The organism is Metabacillus sediminilitoris (genome assembly GCF_009720625.1).
Lineage (GTDB): Bacteria > Bacillota > Bacilli > Bacillales > Bacillaceae > Metabacillus > Metabacillus sediminilitoris.
In genome coordinates this window covers 297,501-312,500 of record NZ_CP046266.1, presented here as the reverse complement: position 1 = coordinate 312,500, position 15,000 = coordinate 297,501, and the positions used below count along the sequence as shown (strand labels likewise).

Annotated in this window: 6 protein-coding genes, 20 tRNA genes and 5 rRNA genes (2 of these 31 running past the window's edge); all 31 read right to left on the bottom strand. The window is 42.6% G+C overall.

Annotation, left to right across the window (positions count from 1 at the left end; all coding sequences use genetic code 11):
* A protein-coding gene (locus GMB29_RS01725; RefSeq protein ID WP_136359300.1) for a DUF779 domain-containing protein crosses the window boundary here: on the bottom strand, positions 1 to 336 show its 5' portion. Its footprint begins 21 nt before the window's first position; the window shows 336 of its 357 coding nt (coding positions 1-336); its start codon is at positions 334 to 336; its stop codon lies off the left edge, out of view.
* A 66-nt stretch (positions 337 to 402) separates the two neighbouring features.
* Positions 403 to 1,923: an aldehyde dehydrogenase gene (gene adh / locus GMB29_RS01720; protein WP_136359298.1), complete on the bottom strand. Its 1,521-nt coding sequence runs from the start codon at positions 1,921 to 1,923 to the stop codon at positions 403 to 405.
* Between the two features lie 329 nt (positions 1,924 to 2,252).
* A tRNA-Arg gene (locus tag GMB29_RS01715) sits at positions 2,253 to 2,326 on the bottom strand.
* Between the two features lie 90 nt (positions 2,327 to 2,416).
* Positions 2,417 to 2,491 (bottom strand) — tRNA-Asn (locus tag GMB29_RS01710).
* Positions 2,492 to 2,502: 11 nt separating this feature from the next.
* Positions 2,503 to 2,579, bottom strand: a tRNA-Ile gene (locus GMB29_RS01705).
* A 120-nt stretch (positions 2,580 to 2,699) separates the two neighbouring features.
* A tRNA-Gly gene (locus GMB29_RS01700) sits at positions 2,700 to 2,773 on the bottom strand.
* 12 nt (positions 2,774 to 2,785) lie between these two features.
* A tRNA-His gene (locus GMB29_RS01695) sits at positions 2,786 to 2,858 on the bottom strand.
* 15 nt (positions 2,859 to 2,873) lie between these two features.
* Positions 2,874 to 2,957, bottom strand: a tRNA-Tyr gene (locus tag GMB29_RS01690).
* A gap of 40 nt (positions 2,958 to 2,997) precedes the next feature.
* Positions 2,998 to 3,070 (bottom strand) — tRNA-Phe (locus tag GMB29_RS01685).
* 159 nt (positions 3,071 to 3,229) lie between these two features.
* Positions 3,230 to 3,306 (bottom strand) — tRNA-Asp (locus GMB29_RS01680).
* Positions 3,307 to 3,382: 76 nt separating this feature from the next.
* Positions 3,383 to 3,459: transfer RNA gene (locus GMB29_RS01675), tRNA-Met, on the bottom strand.
* A 20-nt stretch (positions 3,460 to 3,479) separates the two neighbouring features.
* Positions 3,480 to 3,572, bottom strand: a tRNA-Ser gene (locus tag GMB29_RS01670).
* 6 nt (positions 3,573 to 3,578) lie between these two features.
* Positions 3,579 to 3,652: transfer RNA gene (locus tag GMB29_RS01665), tRNA-Ile, on the bottom strand.
* 56 nt (positions 3,653 to 3,708) lie between these two features.
* Positions 3,709 to 3,782, bottom strand: a tRNA-Met gene (locus tag GMB29_RS01660).
* A 20-nt stretch (positions 3,783 to 3,802) separates the two neighbouring features.
* Positions 3,803 to 3,875, bottom strand: a tRNA-Ala gene (locus GMB29_RS01655).
* Positions 3,876 to 3,885: 10 nt separating this feature from the next.
* Positions 3,886 to 3,962, bottom strand: a tRNA-Arg gene (locus GMB29_RS01650).
* A gap of 13 nt (positions 3,963 to 3,975) precedes the next feature.
* Positions 3,976 to 4,061 (bottom strand) — tRNA-Leu (locus GMB29_RS01645).
* A 5-nt stretch (positions 4,062 to 4,066) separates the two neighbouring features.
* Positions 4,067 to 4,141, bottom strand: a tRNA-Gly gene (locus GMB29_RS01640).
* Between the two features lie 10 nt (positions 4,142 to 4,151).
* A tRNA-Leu gene (locus GMB29_RS01635) sits at positions 4,152 to 4,237 on the bottom strand.
* A 12-nt stretch (positions 4,238 to 4,249) separates the two neighbouring features.
* Positions 4,250 to 4,325: transfer RNA gene (locus GMB29_RS01630), tRNA-Lys, on the bottom strand.
* A 24-nt stretch (positions 4,326 to 4,349) separates the two neighbouring features.
* Positions 4,350 to 4,425, bottom strand: a tRNA-Val gene (locus tag GMB29_RS01625).
* A gap of 19 nt (positions 4,426 to 4,444) precedes the next feature.
* Positions 4,445 to 4,519, bottom strand: a tRNA-Glu gene (locus GMB29_RS01620).
* Positions 4,520 to 4,563: 44 nt separating this feature from the next.
* Positions 4,564 to 4,679 (bottom strand): 5S ribosomal RNA (gene rrf, locus GMB29_RS01615).
* Positions 4,680 to 4,886: 207 nt separating this feature from the next.
* A 23S ribosomal RNA gene (locus GMB29_RS01610) occupies positions 4,887 to 7,816 on the bottom strand.
* Positions 7,817 to 8,049: 233 nt separating this feature from the next.
* Positions 8,050 to 9,599, bottom strand: a 16S ribosomal RNA gene (locus tag GMB29_RS01605).
* The 16S, 23S and 5S rRNA genes sit together here with 20 tRNA genes alongside, the layout of an rRNA operon.
* Before the next feature lie 319 nt (positions 9,600 to 9,918).
* The gene (locus GMB29_RS01600; protein ID WP_227551696.1) at positions 9,919 to 10,338 is read right to left on the bottom strand and encodes a GtrA family protein; all 420 of its coding nucleotides are present in this window, start codon (positions 10,336 to 10,338) and stop codon (positions 9,919 to 9,921) included.
* Positions 10,301 to 11,341, bottom strand: coding sequence for a glycosyltransferase family 2 protein (locus GMB29_RS01595; RefSeq protein ID WP_136359274.1), 1,041 nt, complete (start codon positions 11,339 to 11,341; stop codon positions 10,301 to 10,303). The genes GMB29_RS01600 and GMB29_RS01595 overlap by 38 nt, the downstream gene beginning before the upstream one ends.
* A 21-nt stretch (positions 11,342 to 11,362) precedes the next feature.
* Positions 11,363 to 13,036 carry a DUF6044 family protein gene (locus tag GMB29_RS01590; RefSeq protein WP_136359276.1) on the bottom strand — a complete coding sequence of 558 codons (1,674 nt, stop codon included), beginning with the start codon at positions 13,034 to 13,036 and terminating at the stop codon, positions 11,363 to 11,365.
* 202 nt (positions 13,037 to 13,238) lie between these two features.
* Entirely contained in the window at positions 13,239 to 13,886 is a 648-nt protein-coding gene (locus tag GMB29_RS01585; RefSeq protein ID WP_136359278.1) for a cupin domain-containing protein, read from the bottom strand.
* A gap of 488 nt (positions 13,887 to 14,374) precedes the next feature.
* Positions 14,375 to 14,490, bottom strand: a 5S ribosomal RNA gene (gene rrf / locus GMB29_RS01580).
* Positions 14,491 to 14,697: 207 nt separating this feature from the next.
* Positions 14,698 to 15,000: ribosomal RNA gene (locus GMB29_RS01575) — 23S ribosomal RNA — on the bottom strand; it runs 2,627 nt beyond the window's last position.

The window sequence follows — 15,000 nt, the reverse complement described above, 5'->3', positions numbered from 1 at the left end:
ATCTGTAAATACTCGAGACCTTGTTAAAAACCTCAATCCCTCAGGACCCTCTAAAGAAAACATTCCGCCTCTACCTTCAACAACATCTATAATTAATTGTGTATGCTTCCAATATTCATATTGTGCTTTTCCAATATAAAATGGACATCCATCAATATAACCGAGAAAAACATCCTGATCACCTATTAAGAATTCATCTTTTGGATAGCACATTGGTGAACTTCCATCACAACATCCTCCTGATTGATGAAACAATAGTGGTCCATACTTCTTTTTTAGTACTGTAACTAATTCAGATGCATTTTTAGAAATAATAACTTTTGGAACTTTCCCCATCCTTATTCCCCCTAAAAAACTGACTCCCACACACAAAGTGGAAGTCAGTTCATTTTTTAGTTACAATTAAAAGAAGCCTAACTTACTTGGACTATAGCTAACTAACATGTTTTTGGTTTGTTGATAATGACTTAACATCATTTTATGATTTTCTCTTCCTATGCCTGACATCTTGTAACCACCAAAAGCAGCATGAGCCGGGTAAGCATGGTAGCAATTTGTCCAAACTCGTCCTGCTTCGATTCCCCTGCCAAATCTATATGCAGTATTAATATCTCTTGACCAAACACCAGCACCTAACCCATATAAAGTATCATTGGCAATTGTCAACGCTTCTTCTTGATTACTAAATGTTGTTACAGTAACAACTGGTCCAAATATTTCTTCTTGGAAAATCCTCATTTTATTATGCCCTTTAAACACAGTTGGTTTTACATAATACCCTCCACTTAAATCACCTTCCAAAAAGTTGCGCCTACCGCCTGTTAAAACTTGTGCACCTTCTTGTTCTCCTATATCAATATAAGAAAGGATTTTTTCAATCTGCTCTGCAGATGCTTGTGCACCAATCATCGTATTTGTATCTAATGGATTCCCCTGCTTGATATCTTTTACACGTTTTAAAGCCTTTTCGATAAAATCATCATAAATAGATTCTTGAATTAAAGCACGTGATGGGCATGTACAAACTTCTCCCTGATTAAGAGCAAACATAACAAAACCTTCAATCGCCTTATCTAAAAAGTCGTCGTCTTTTTCCATTACATTTTCAAAGAATATATTAGGGGACTTACCTCCAAGCTCTAGTGTAACTGGTATTAAATTCTGGGAAGCATATTGCATAATTAGACGTCCAGTCGTTGTTTCTCCTGTAAATGCAACTTTAGCAACTCTATTACTAATTGCGAGTGGCTTGCCTGCTTCTAAACCAAAACCGTTAACAATATTAACTACACCTTTTGGTAACAGGTCTGCAATTAATTCCATTAAAATTAAGATACTTACAGGCGTTTGTTCTGCAGGTTTTAATACAACACAGTTTCCTGCAGCTAAAGCTGGAGCTAATTTCCAAGTTGCCATTAAAATTGGAAAGTTCCATGGAATAATTTGTCCCACTACACCTAATGGTTCATGAAAGTGATAAGCAACAGTGTCTTTATCTATTTCACTGATACTACCTTCCTGAGAACGTATGCTTCCAGCAAAATAACGAAAATGATCTATTGCTAAGGGAATATCTGCATTTAATGTTTCTCTAATTGGTTTACCGTTATCCCATGTTTCAGCAACAGCTAGCATTTCTAAATTTGTTTCAATGCGATCAGCAATCTTATTTAATATATTTGCACGTACAGCAGCAGACGATTCTCCCCATGCTTTTTTTGCTGCATGTGCTGCATCAAGTGCAAGCTCGATATCTTCTGCAGTAGAACGAGGCACTTCGCAAAAAGCATGTCCATTTACCGGTGAAACATTTTCAAAATATTCACCTTTAACTGGCGCTGTCCACTCTCCACCAATATAATTTTCATATCGCGATTTAAAACTAACTTTAGATCCCCTCGTGCCAGGTTGTGAAAAAATCATTAGAATCCCTCCTATTATTTATGGATAACAAATAAAAGATTGATAGCCTTCAAGAAGTTTTTATGTAAGCGTTACTTAAACTACCGATATATTTTATTCTAAAAAAAGGATTTTATTACCTATAGGAGGACAAAACCAATATTTTTCTATGAGACCGTGAAGATTAATGGTAAGAGGATATAAGCTAGCTAGTTTTCGCACTTGGTAAGTAGAAGAAACACAGCCTAAATGAATGTAGCATTAAGTGGATTTAAATGAGGTATTATGATAGGAGTTATTGTAAAAGTATATATTAAAAAAACTAATCCAATAAGTGGATTAGTTTTTTACGCGCCTTAGAGGATTCGAACCTCTGACCGACAGCTTAGAAGGCTGTTGCTCTATCCTGCTGAGCTAAAGGCGCATGATATGTATAAAATAGACATTGGAACCACTATTGTCACTGACAATTAGTATTATTACCTCTATAGCATTTGCAGCTCCAAATAAAAAATGGCTCCGCAGGTAGGACTCGAACCTACGACCGATCGGTTAACAGCCGATAGCTCTACCACTGAGCTACTGCGGAATAAAATAAAATGGTGGGCCTAAATGGACTCGAACCATCGACCTCACGCTTATCAGGCGTGCGCTCTAACCAGCTGAGCTATAGGCCCATTTTTGTCTAACTTCGGCTACTAGCTTTTCGGCCACTTCAAACTGTTCCCACAAATCCAAAACAAGGATTTGCATGACCAGCTCTCAAAGCAGAACAGTCGCCTATGTATTTCAAATTTTGGAGCGGGTGAAGGGAATCGAACCCTCATCATCAGCTTGGAAGGCTGAGGTTTTACCACTAAACTACACCCGCAAACATAAAAGGGGCGACTGATGGGAATCGAACCCACGAATGTCGGAACCACAATCCGATGCGTTAACCACTTCGCCACAATCGCCACGTATATTCTAATTGGTGGAGGGGGGCAGATTCGAACTGCCGAACCCTAAGGAGCGGATTTACAGTCCGCCGCGTTTAGCCACTTCGCTACCCCTCCATGTGATTTAGATGAATACAAACAAGAATAAGTTTAAAGGTGGCTCAGGACGGAATCGAACCGCCGACACATGGATTTTCAGTCCATTGCTCTACCGACTGAGCTACTGAGCCAAATTGTTTTCGGCTTCCGCTAAGCTTCAAATCTCTACGTCAACTCCTGCACTCACATCCTCACGTATTTACATACGCTCCGGTGTTCGCTTAGTCGTTTCCTCGACCTTTTCGCTTATCGAAACCCTTTTACTTGAGATAAGTGTTTTTGTAAAATAATGGCGGTCCGGACGGGACTCGAACCCGCGACCTCCTGCGTGACAGGCAGGCATTCTAACCAACTGAACTACCGGACCATTTTGGTTGTACTTAACAGCACTACTATGTTTCCTCGCTAAGAAGAATAACCAACGTAGCATCGTCAACTAAATTTGGTTGCGGGGACAGGATTTGAACCTGCGACCTTCGGGTTATGAGCCCGACGAGCTACCGGACTGCTCCACCCCGCGACAATAAAGAGAATTAAATATGGAGGAGGAAGGGGGATTCGAACCCCCGCGGGCTTTGACACCCCTGTCGGTTTTCAAGACCGATCCCTTCAGCCGGACTTGGGTATTCCTCCAATAAATGGACCCTGTAGGACTCGAACCTACGACCGGACGGTTATGAGCCGTCTGCTCTAACCAACTGAGCTAAGGGTCCAATATTCATGAGTTTAATTGTCAATAATACTATTTAGGACAATTATTTAATTTTAATAGCGGCGGAGGGAGTCGAACCCACGACCTTTCGGGTATGAACCGAATGCTCTAGCCAGCTGAGCTACACCGCCATAATATAAAGGATGTTAAGTGGAGCCTAGCGGGATCGAACCGCTGACCTCCTGCGTGCAAAGCAGGCGCTCTCCCAGCTGAGCTAAGGCCCCATGTTTTAATTGGCGCGCCCGAGAGGAGTCGAACCCCTAACCTTTTGATCCGTAGTCAAACGCTCTATCCAATTGAGCTACGGGCGCATATTATATGAAGTGCCGAGGACCGGAATCGAACCGGTACGGTAGTCACCTACCGCAGGATTTTAAGTCCTGTGCGTCTGCCAGTTCCGCCACCCCGGCATATCTGGAGCGGAAGACGGGATTCGAACCCGCGACCCCCACCTTGGCAAGGTGGTGTTCTACCACTGAACTACTTCCGCAATATTTAAATGGTGCGGGTGAAGGGACTTGAACCCCCACGTCATAAAGACACTAGATCCTAAGTCTAGCGCGTCTGCCAATTCCGCCACACCCGCAAGGTGTGTAAATGGTGAGCCATGAAGGACTCGAACCTTCGACCCTCTGATTAAAAGTCAGATGCTCTACCGACTGAGCTAATGGCTCAATATAAAATGAATATTGAATCAATGGTGGAGGATGACGGGATCGAACCGCCGACCCTCTGCTTGTAAGGCAGATGCTCTCCCAGCTGAGCTAATCCTCCAAATTAAAGATAAATGAAATGGTGACCCGTACGGGATTCGAACCCGTGTTACCGCCGTGAAAGGGCGGTGTCTTAACCGCTTGACCAACGGGCCAACAACAAAATTTTACAAAATAATAGCCCCAAATAAGGGGCTTTACCTGGCAACGTCCTACTCTCACAAGGGGAAACCCCTAACTACCATCGGCGCTGAAGAGCTTAACTTCCGTGTTCGGCATGGGAACGGGTGTGACCTCTTCGCCATCGTCACCAGATAAATGTATATGTTGAAGGATATTCCTTCAAAACTAGATAACGATTCACAATTCATTCACTCAACTGAGTTTATACTCTTACATTGTCCAGCTCCAGAAGCCAAATCCTACGGTCATTTCACACTCTCCTGCGAAGTCAAAGTACGACTTCTTCTCGAGCGCTCCAATGCCCTATGGATTTAAGCGGGCTTCTTCCGCTTTTCTATTTAGGTTAAGTCCTCGATCGATTAGTATCAGTCAGCTCCACACGTCACCGCGCTTCCACCTCTGACCTATCAACCTGATCATCTTTCAGGGATCTTACTAGCTTACGCTATGGGAAATCTCATCTTGAGGGGGGCTTCATGCTTAGATGCTTTCAGCACTTATCCCTTCCGCACATAGCTACCCAGCTATGCCTTTGGCAAGACAACTGGTACACCAGCGGTGCGTCCATCCCGGTCCTCTCGTACTAAGGACAGCTCCTCTCAAATTTCCTACGCCCACGACGGATAGGGACCGAACTGTCTCACGACGTTCTGAACCCAGCTCGCGTACCGCTTTAATGGGCGAACAGCCCAACCCTTGGGACCGACTACAGCCCCAGGATGCGATGAGCCGACATCGAGGTGCCAAACCTCCCCGTCGATGTGGACTCTTGGGGGAGATAAGCCTGTTATCCCCGGGGTAGCTTTTATCCGTTGAGCGATGGCCCTTCCATGCGGAACCACCGGATCACTAAGCCCGACTTTCGTCCCTGCTCGACTTGTAGGTCTCGCAGTCAAGCTCCCTTGTGCCTTTACACTCTACGAATGATTTCCAACCATTCTGAGGGAACCTTTGGGCGCCTCCGTTACATTTTAGGAGGCGACCGCCCCAGTCAAACTGCCCACCTGACACTGTCTCCCAGCCCGATAAGGGCTGCGGGTTAGAATTTCAATACAGCCAGGGTAGTATCCCACCGACGCCTCCACCGAAGCTAGCGCTCCGGCTTCTCAGGCTCCTACCTATCCTGTACAAGCTGTACCAAAATTCAATATCAGGCTACAGTAAAGCTCCACGGGGTCTTTCCGTCCTGTCGCGGGTAACCTGCATCTTCACAGGTACTATAATTTCACCGAGTCTCTCGTTGAGACAGTGCCCAGATCGTTACGCCTTTCGTGCGGGTCGGAACTTACCCGACAAGGAATTTCGCTACCTTAGGACCGTTATAGTTACGGCCGCCGTTTACTGGGGCTTCGGTTCAAAGCTTCGCTTGCGCTAACCTCTCCCCTTAACCTTCCAGCACCGGGCAGGCGTCAGCCCCTATACTTCGCCTTGCGGCTTCGCAGAGACCTGTGTTTTTGCTAAACAGTCGCCTGGGCCTATTCACTGCGGCTTTTCGCAGGGCAAGCCCTGAAAAAGCACCCCTTCTCCCGAAGTTACGGGGTCATTTTGCCGAGTTCCTTAACGAGAGTTCTCTCGCTCACCTTAGGATTCTCTCCTCGCCTACCTGTGTCGGTTTGCGGTACGGGCACCTCTCACCTCGCTAGAGGCTTTTCTTGGCAGTGTGGAATCAGGAACTTCGGTACTATATTTCCCTCGCCATCACAGCTCAGCCTTTACGACAACGGGATTTGCCTCGTTATCAGCCTAACTGCTTGGGCGCGCTAATCCAACAGCGCGCTTACCCTATCCTTCTGCGTCCCCCCATTGCTCAAATGGTGAGGAGGTGGTACAGGAATTTCAACCTGTTGTCCATCGCCTACGCCTTTCGGCCTCGGCTTAGGTCCCGACTAACCCTGAGCGGACGAGCCTTCCTCAGGAAACCTTAGGCATTCGGTGGAGGGGATTCTCACCCCTCTTTCGCTACTCATACCGGCATTCTCACTTCTAAGCGCTCCACTAGTCCTTCCGGTCTAGCTTCACAGCCCTTAGAACGCTCTCCTACCATTGTTCGTAAGAACAATCCACAGCTTCGGTGATACGTTTAGCCCCGGTACATTTTCGGCGCAGAGTCACTCGACCAGTGAGCTATTACGCACTCTTTAAATGGTGGCTGCTTCTAAGCCAACATCCTGGTTGTCTAAGCAACTCCACATCCTTTTCCACTTAACGTATACTTTGGGACCTTAGCTGGTGGTCTGGGCTGTTTCCCTCTTGACTACGGATCTTATCACTCGCAGTCTGACTCCTGAACATAAGTCTTTGGCATTCGGAGTTTGACTGAATTCGGTAACCCGATGGGGGCCCCTAGTCCAATCAGTGCTCTACCTCCAAGACTCTCAATTTCAAGGCTAGCCCTAAAGCTATTTCGGAGAGAACCAGCTATCTCCAAGTTCGATTGGAATTTCTCCGCTACCCACACCTCATCCCCGCACTTTTCAACGTGCGTGGGTTCGGGCCTCCATTCAGTGTTACCTGAACTTCACCCTGGACATGGGTAGATCACCTGGTTTCGGGTCTACGACCACGTACTCTTTCGCCCTATTCAGACTCGCTTTCGCTGCGGCTCCGTCTCATCAACTTAACCTTGCACGGGATCGTAACTCGCCGGTTCATTCTACAAAAGGCACGCCATTACCCATTAACGGGCTTTGACTACTTGTAGGCACACGGTTTCAGGATCTCTTTCACTCCCCTTCCGGGGTGCTTTTCACCTTTCCCTCACGGTACTGGTTCACTATCGGTCACTAGGGAGTATTTAGCCTTGGGAGATGGTCCTCCCTGCTTCCGACGGGATTTCACGTGTCCCGCCGTACTCAGGATCCACTCTGGAGGGAACGAAGTTTCAACTACAGGGTTGTTACCTTCTTTGACGGGCCTTTCCAGACCTCTTCATTTACTCCGTTCCTTTGTAACTCCGTATAGAGTGTCCTACAACCCCAAGAGGCAAGCCTCTTGGTTTGGGCTAATTCCGTTTCGCTCGCCGCTACTTGGGAAATCGCGTTTGCTTTCTCTTCCTCCGGGTACTTAGATGTTTCAGTTCCCCGGGTCTGCCTTTATCACCCTATGTATTCAGGTGAAAATACTACTCCATTACGAGCAGTGGGTTCCCCCATTCGGAAATCTCCGGATCAAAGCTTACTTACAGCTCCCCGAAGCATATCGGTGTTAGTACCGTCCTTCATCGGCTCCTAGTGCCAAGGCATCCACCGTGCGCCCTTAACAACTTAACCTTTGACATTATAAATGTCATTTTAATCATTATTAAGAGAATCACTGAACTAAGCGTTTAAACTCAGTGAATTACTTGAATTGTTATCGTTATCTAGTTTTCAAGGAACATAAAGCACAGGTGGTGTAAATGCTACATACATTTATACTCCTATGTTTTGTATCTTACATATAAGAAAGATCAGAATGATCTCTCAAAACTAAACAAAAACCAAGTGTGCCTCATTTTCCTTAGAAAGGAGGTGATCCAGCCGCACCTTCCGATACGGCTACCTTGTTACGACTTCACCCCAATCATCTGTCCCACCTTAGGCGGCTGGCTCCTTACGGTTACCCCACCGACTTCGGGTGTTACAAACTCTCGTGGTGTGACGGGCGGTGTGTACAAGGCCCGGGAACGTATTCACCGCGGCATGCTGATCCGCGATTACTAGCGATTCCGGCTTCATGCAGGCGAGTTGCAGCCTGCAATCCGAACTGAGAATGGTTTTATGGGATTGGCTTGACTTCGCAGTCTTGCAGCCCTTTGTACCATCCATTGTAGCACGTGTGTAGCCCAGGTCATAAGGGGCATGATGATTTGACGTCATCCCCACCTTCCTCCGGTTTGTCACCGGCAGTCACCTTAGAGTGCCCAACTGAATGCTGGCAACTAAGATCAAGGGTTGCGCTCGTTGCGGGACTTAACCCAACATCTCACGACACGAGCTGACGACAACCATGCACCACCTGTCACCACTGTCCCCGAAGGGAAAGGTATATCTCTATACCGGGCAGTGGGATGTCAAGACCTGGTAAGGTTCTTCGCGTTGCTTCGAATTAAACCACATGCTCCACCGCTTGTGCGGGCCCCCGTCAATTCCTTTGAGTTTCAGTCTTGCGACCGTACTCCCCAGGCGGAGTGCTTAATGCGTTTGCTGCAGCACTAAAGGGCGGAAACCCTCTAACACTTAGCACTCATCGTTTACGGCGTGGACTACCAGGGTATCTAATCCTGTTCGCTCCCCACGCTTTCGCGCCTCAGTGTCAGTTACAGACCAGAAAGTCGCCTTCGCCACTGGTGTTCCTCCAAATCTCTACGCATTTCACCGCTACACTTGGAATTCCACTTTCCTCTTCTGCACTCAAGTTCCCCAGTTTCCAATGACCCTCCACGGTTGAGCCGTGGGCTTTCACATCAGACTTAAGAAACCACCTGCGCGCGCTTTACGCCCAATAATTCCGGACAACGCTTGCCACCTACGTATTACCGCGGCTGCTGGCACGTAGTTAGCCGTGGCTTTCTGGTTAGGTACCGTCAAGGTACCAGCAGTTACTCTGGTACTTGTTCTTCCCTAACAACAGAACTTTACGACCCGAAGGCCTTCATCGTTCACGCGGCGTTGCTCCGTCAGACTTTCGTCCATTGCGGAAGATTCCCTACTGCTGCCTCCCGTAGGAGTCTGGGCCGTGTCTCAGTCCCAGTGTGGCCGATCACCCTCTCAGGTCGGCTACGCATCGTCGCCTTGGTGAGCCGTTACCTCACCAACTAGCTAATGCGCCGCGGGTCCATCTGTAAGTGATAGCCGAAGCCATCTTTCAATGTCGAACCATGCGGTTCGAAATGTTATCCGGTATTAGCTCCGGTTTCCCGGAGTTATCCCAATCTTACAGGCAGGTTACCCACGTGTTACTCACCCGTCCGCCGCTAATCTTTGGGAGCAAGCTCCCTCAGATTCGCTCGACTTGCATGTATTAGGCACGCCGCCAGCGTTCGTCCTGAGCCAGGATCAAACTCTCCAATAAAGAGTTAATGTAGCTCATAAATTTGTACTATATAGTACGTTGTTTTGTTAATCGAAATTAACGTTGGCACGCTTGGTTTTGTTTAGTTTTCAAAGATCATCTTTCGTCGTTTCTCTCAGAAGCGACTTTATTAATTTAACACATTCTTCATTATTTAGTCAACACTTTTTCAAAAAAACTTTTTCATATTTCAAATGTTACTTTCTCGTTACTTAAAAACGAAATTGTGGTGACAAGAATTAATATTAATAGATATATCACAATAAGTCAATTGTTTTTTCCTTTTTATTTTACAAATAATATTAATGGTTATTCACTATCAACACTTAAATGTTAAATACCTTTGCCCTAGATAATTCAAAACAGCATACATAAAAGTCGCTAGCAACACTGAAATCTCTTCCTTGTATATCCCAAAATCAAGAAATCTACTTTTTTGGATTATTTCATACCCTAGTTGATAGGAAAAAAGATAACTCACTATAATGACAAGTGCAAAAATCGGAATACCCTTTCGATTTTTTACAGTACTTTTAAAAGTGAATCTTTTATTTAATACATAACTTATTATCGCTCCAATACAATTTCCTATCAAAGTAGATAACCAATATGACAAGCCAACTACGTTTAGTAATGTGAGGATCGCGGAAATACCAACACATGTGTTAACGATACCTATTAAGAGAAATCGGAAAATGGTATTAGTTCGATTCAGGTATTTCCCTAGTATCAGTGCCATAAGACTCGGCATATAAATCCCTTTCCATTTTGTCTTTATAAAGCTTTTGAGTGACACTGTAGGTATCAATCTCTACAATATATTTGGGACGACGTTTAGATTCCTTATAAATCTTTCCGATATACTCACCAATTAATCCAATCGCAATTAATTGCAACCCTCCAATTAACCATATTGATGTGATTAAAGAAGTCCAACCTGTTTCCGTTTCACCTATGAATTTCAACGCAATAAAATAAGTTCCAAATAATAAACTAGTAAAGAAGGATAAAAACCCTACTAGCAATACAATACGAATAGGAGTAACCGAAAATGAAGTTATACCTTCAAACGCAAAGGCAAGCATTTTCTTTAATGGATATTTTGTTTCACCCGCAAGCCTTTCTTTTCGATCATAGTAAATAGATGTTGAAGGAAATCCTATCAAGGGAACAATCCCCCGTAAAAACAAGTTTACCTCTTCAAATCTCTCTAATTCCTTTAATGCTCTTTTACTCATCAAACGAAAATCAGCATGATTATAGATAAGACTTACACCCATTTTTTGCATCAATTTATAAAATGCTTCTGCAGTTGTTCTTTTTAGTAGTTGATCTGTATCTCGTTTTCCACGGACTCCATAAACAATGTCAAATCCTTCGTTAAACTTAACGATGAACTCCCTGATTATATTAACATCATCTTGTAAATCAGCATCAATAGATACAACACAATCAGAAGTATTTTTTGCTGCTATTAACCCTGCTAGTAACGCATTTTGATGACCAACATTTCGGGCTAATTTTAGTCCATGAATTTTAGTATTATTCAAGCTCTCTTTATAGATTATCGGCCAAGTTTTATCCTTACTCCCATCATCAACAAACAATATTTTACTTTGAATAGAAATAAGTTTTTCTTCTTCTAAGAGATTCAAACATTCGCTAAGTTGGTACATCGTTTCAGGAAGTACATCTTCTTCGTTATAACATGGCACGACAATCGTAAGAATAGGTTCTACCAATTATATAACCTCCCAATACATTTACAACGCTTTGTATAAATAAATTTTCCACACTGATTCATCAGATTGAAATGTTTTCTCCAACTTTAAATGATTCTCTAGTGGGTTTTCTATTGGTAACGCAGAAAATATATAGGCTCCTCCCATTTCTTTAAATGGTGTGATATTTAAATCAAGTTCTTTTAGAGTTCTTTTGTTGTTTTTCTTAAACATATAATGTTTACCAAGTTCAGATGTGAAAATATAGCAACGTCCTCCCCATTCATCAAAGTAAGTTCGAATTGTTTTATTTTTTGCTAATTCATTTTCAATAATCTTCCTAAACTTATACTTATAAGATAAAGGGTAGAAATTATTATATGTATCAAGGGTATAAAAGCCGTTATATTGAGTAATCGCAGGGTGAATCCCTATGCTTGCAACTCTATAGTCCTGTAATGGTAAACCAATATGTGATTTAATCTCATCAAACAGTTCTACGGAATAAAATTCATTTACAGATGGTTTTTTTCGATAAATTATTTCATCATTAAAACAAAATAATAATAGAATTTGTGCAATTATAAAAAATGGTACATATGGTTTCCATGCTCCCCGATTATTCCAAATGATTTTTAACCCGAGTGCAAACCCTACATAAATGACTAGTGGTCTTAAAAATTGAAACCTGGCAAAATTAAATGTATCCATAAAATGAAACTTCCTTGTCAACGGAAGCCAGCCTTTATAAAACCAAAATGCATACCACGTGGACAGAAAAAAGTTTAGTATTAGCAAAATAACGAATGCACGTTCCTGCTTCCAAAGTTTTTTATAAACGATAAGAAATAACGCAATGAACGTAACTATAAGAATAAATAATCCATGAACAGTCATCACATGAGTATGTCCTAATACAAAGTTCTTGAAAGACAGCCTAAAGCATCTCCATAATGAAAGCCTTGCATGAAAGTATTCATCTCTGCTGTTTGGATCATCATCAAATAAAAATGAATAAACCAACCGATATTCAACAGCCAGGTAAACAAGCGTCATATAAACTATCGCTAATAGGAAATGGAAATTTCTCCTTCCCCTTAAAAAGTCAATAACCCAAAATAGCCCCATAGCGAATAAAAAAAAGAAAAAACCTAGAACGATACTGGAATAAAGCGGGAGTAAGGTTAGGACAATATAGTGCTTAAAAGTCCTCTTTTCTTTTCGAATATGTAAAAATGCCCAAAGTGCTAATGGCATTCCTAAAGTACTCAGCATTCCAGATGGCCAAAATGGTGTCAGGGAGAATGCCAATGCAACACCAACATTGATAAACTGATAATCCCTTTTGCAGAGAAAATGATCTCTAAGCAAGATGTACATTCCTAAAAAAGCAAAAAACCTTGTAATCGTTTGACTTAATGCATAGGCAGTCATAGTCGGAAAAAATTTATAAAGCCATACGATAAGACTAAATTCGGTACCAAATGCATTTCTAGGCAACCCATTTGCCACTTGTGGGATAGTAGCATTTATTGGGCCTAATATTTGTCCGCTTTCACTTAAAACTTTATACCACGCTATATTCGAATCAAGATTGTCATGCACGCGAATATGTGCATGCTCACCCAATATATATAGTGGTGATAAATAAATACAAATAAGTAGTAGTGCAAAAGTAATTAACTTCTTTTCAGAATTAAATAATTGAAATGACACTATTTACACCTCAAAATTCAGGGATGACTTGTAGGGTACTATTAACATTTGCAAAAATGGGGGAAAAATACTAAAGGAGTTTAATTTAACTAAAATATAATTACAGAGCTTGTTCCCTACGTTCTGGAAATTTATTACGGAGTTTAAAAAGTAAGAGAGATGAAAACCATCCCTCTTTATACGTGCTATAGTATGTTATCTGTCATTCCCAATATTGGCGATATTGAGGTCTGTTATGTGTTTGGGGATATTGTTGAATATATTGTGGATGCTGATATTGTTGATTTTCATATTGATGAGGAGAATTTTCATTAACTCTGCTGCAGTTCTTGGAAGGACCAATATATGTTGATGGCATAACTGGGGCAATCACCTGTTTCCACTGGGCTTCATCAAGACAATAGGTATGTGCCATTATATTTGCAGGTGTAAATTTTAAAATATCAGAACCTAAAATCACTTCTGGAGTCGGTGCATTAAAAATTGCTAACAGATGCGTATTATCAACTGTAGCTATTTCATAATGCCACCAACCTTGTGGAACATTAGCCACTTGTCCAGGTGAAATCGAGTAATTCATTATTTGTTTTGTAAAAGGGTTCAGGATTGATACAATAGCAGAACCTGAAATACAATAGACTAACTCAGCAGCATTTTGATGATAGTGTGGTTCTACCACATTATTAGTACTTAGAAATATGTCTAGAAGAGACACATTTTCCAATGTATTCAACTGTTTAATGCCCAATATGTTAATATAGTTTTTGCTATTTTTTACGAACAAAGGACTTTTATTTACATCAAAAGTGTATTGAGTTGATGGCGATGTGTAATCTATATATGAAACCATAATAATCTTCACCTCTTTATTAGATATTAAAATAAGTAAACATATAGGCATGTTATGCAACTTCTTTTTGTTCGGTGTGAATAGTTATGAGAATGAAGTTAGTTGCAGTTCAATTATTTTAAGAAGGATACAGTTCACAAGCAAGGTTTTTTTCGATTAAAAAAAGAGACCAGTATCTCTACTGACCTCCATCTCCTTTCTTGTAACTAAAACTTATAACAGAAGAAACATTCACTAAGAGTGAGCTTAACTTGTGTATTCAGGATAAACTGCGTTTGTGCTGAATCTCTTCGGAAACTTGTTCGTTCAGATCCTCATGTGCCCGAAGAACGTACATTCCCGCCTTCTCTCTGCTTTTTCCATAACCTTCTTGATTCTCCCAAGCCTCAGGCTAATAGTTATTCCTTGTCTTTCGTTTCTCTTTTTTATATTGTGATAGTTTAACACAAATAAAAAAGACCAACATCTCTGTTGATCTTTTTCTTCTTACTTGGCAACGTCCTACTCTCACAAGGGGAAACCCCTAACTACCATCGGCGCTGAAGAGCTTAACTTCCGTGTTCGGCATGGGAACGGGTGTGACCTCTTCGCCATCGTCACCAGATAAATGTATATGTTGAAGGATATTCCTTCAAAACTAGATAACGATTCACAATTCATTCACTCAACTGAGTTTATACTCTTACATTGTCCAGCTCCAGAAGCCAAATCCTACGGTCATTTCACACTCTCCTGCGAAGTCAAAGTACGACTTCTTCTCGAGCGCTCCAATGCCCTATGGATTTAAGCGGGCTTCTTCCGCTTTTCTATTTAGGTTAAGTCCTCGATCGATTAGTATCAGTCAGCTCCACACGTCACCGCGCTTCCACCTCTGACCTATCAACCTGATCATCTTTCAGGGATCTTACTAGCTTACGCTATGGGAAATCTCATCTTGAGGGGGGCTTCATGCTTAGATGCTTTCAGCACTTATCCCTTCCGCACATAGCTACCCAGCTATGCCTTTGGCAAGACAACTGGTACACCAGCGGTGCGTCCATCCCGGTCCTCTCGTACTAAGGACAGCTCCTCTCAAATTTCCTACGCCCACGACGGATAGGGACCGAACTGTCTC

Coding starts and splice junctions, on each gene's coding strand:
- adh (WP_136359298.1), bottom strand. CDS start 1,923: ATGATTTTTTCACAACCTGGCACGAGGGGATCTAAAGTTAGTTTTAAA.
- GMB29_RS01600 (WP_227551696.1), bottom strand. CDS start 10,338: ATGGCACTGATACTAGGGAAATACCTGAATCGAACTAATACCATTTTC.
- GMB29_RS01585 (WP_136359278.1), bottom strand. CDS start 13,886: ATGGTTTCATATATAGATTACACATCGCCATCAACTCAATACACTTTT.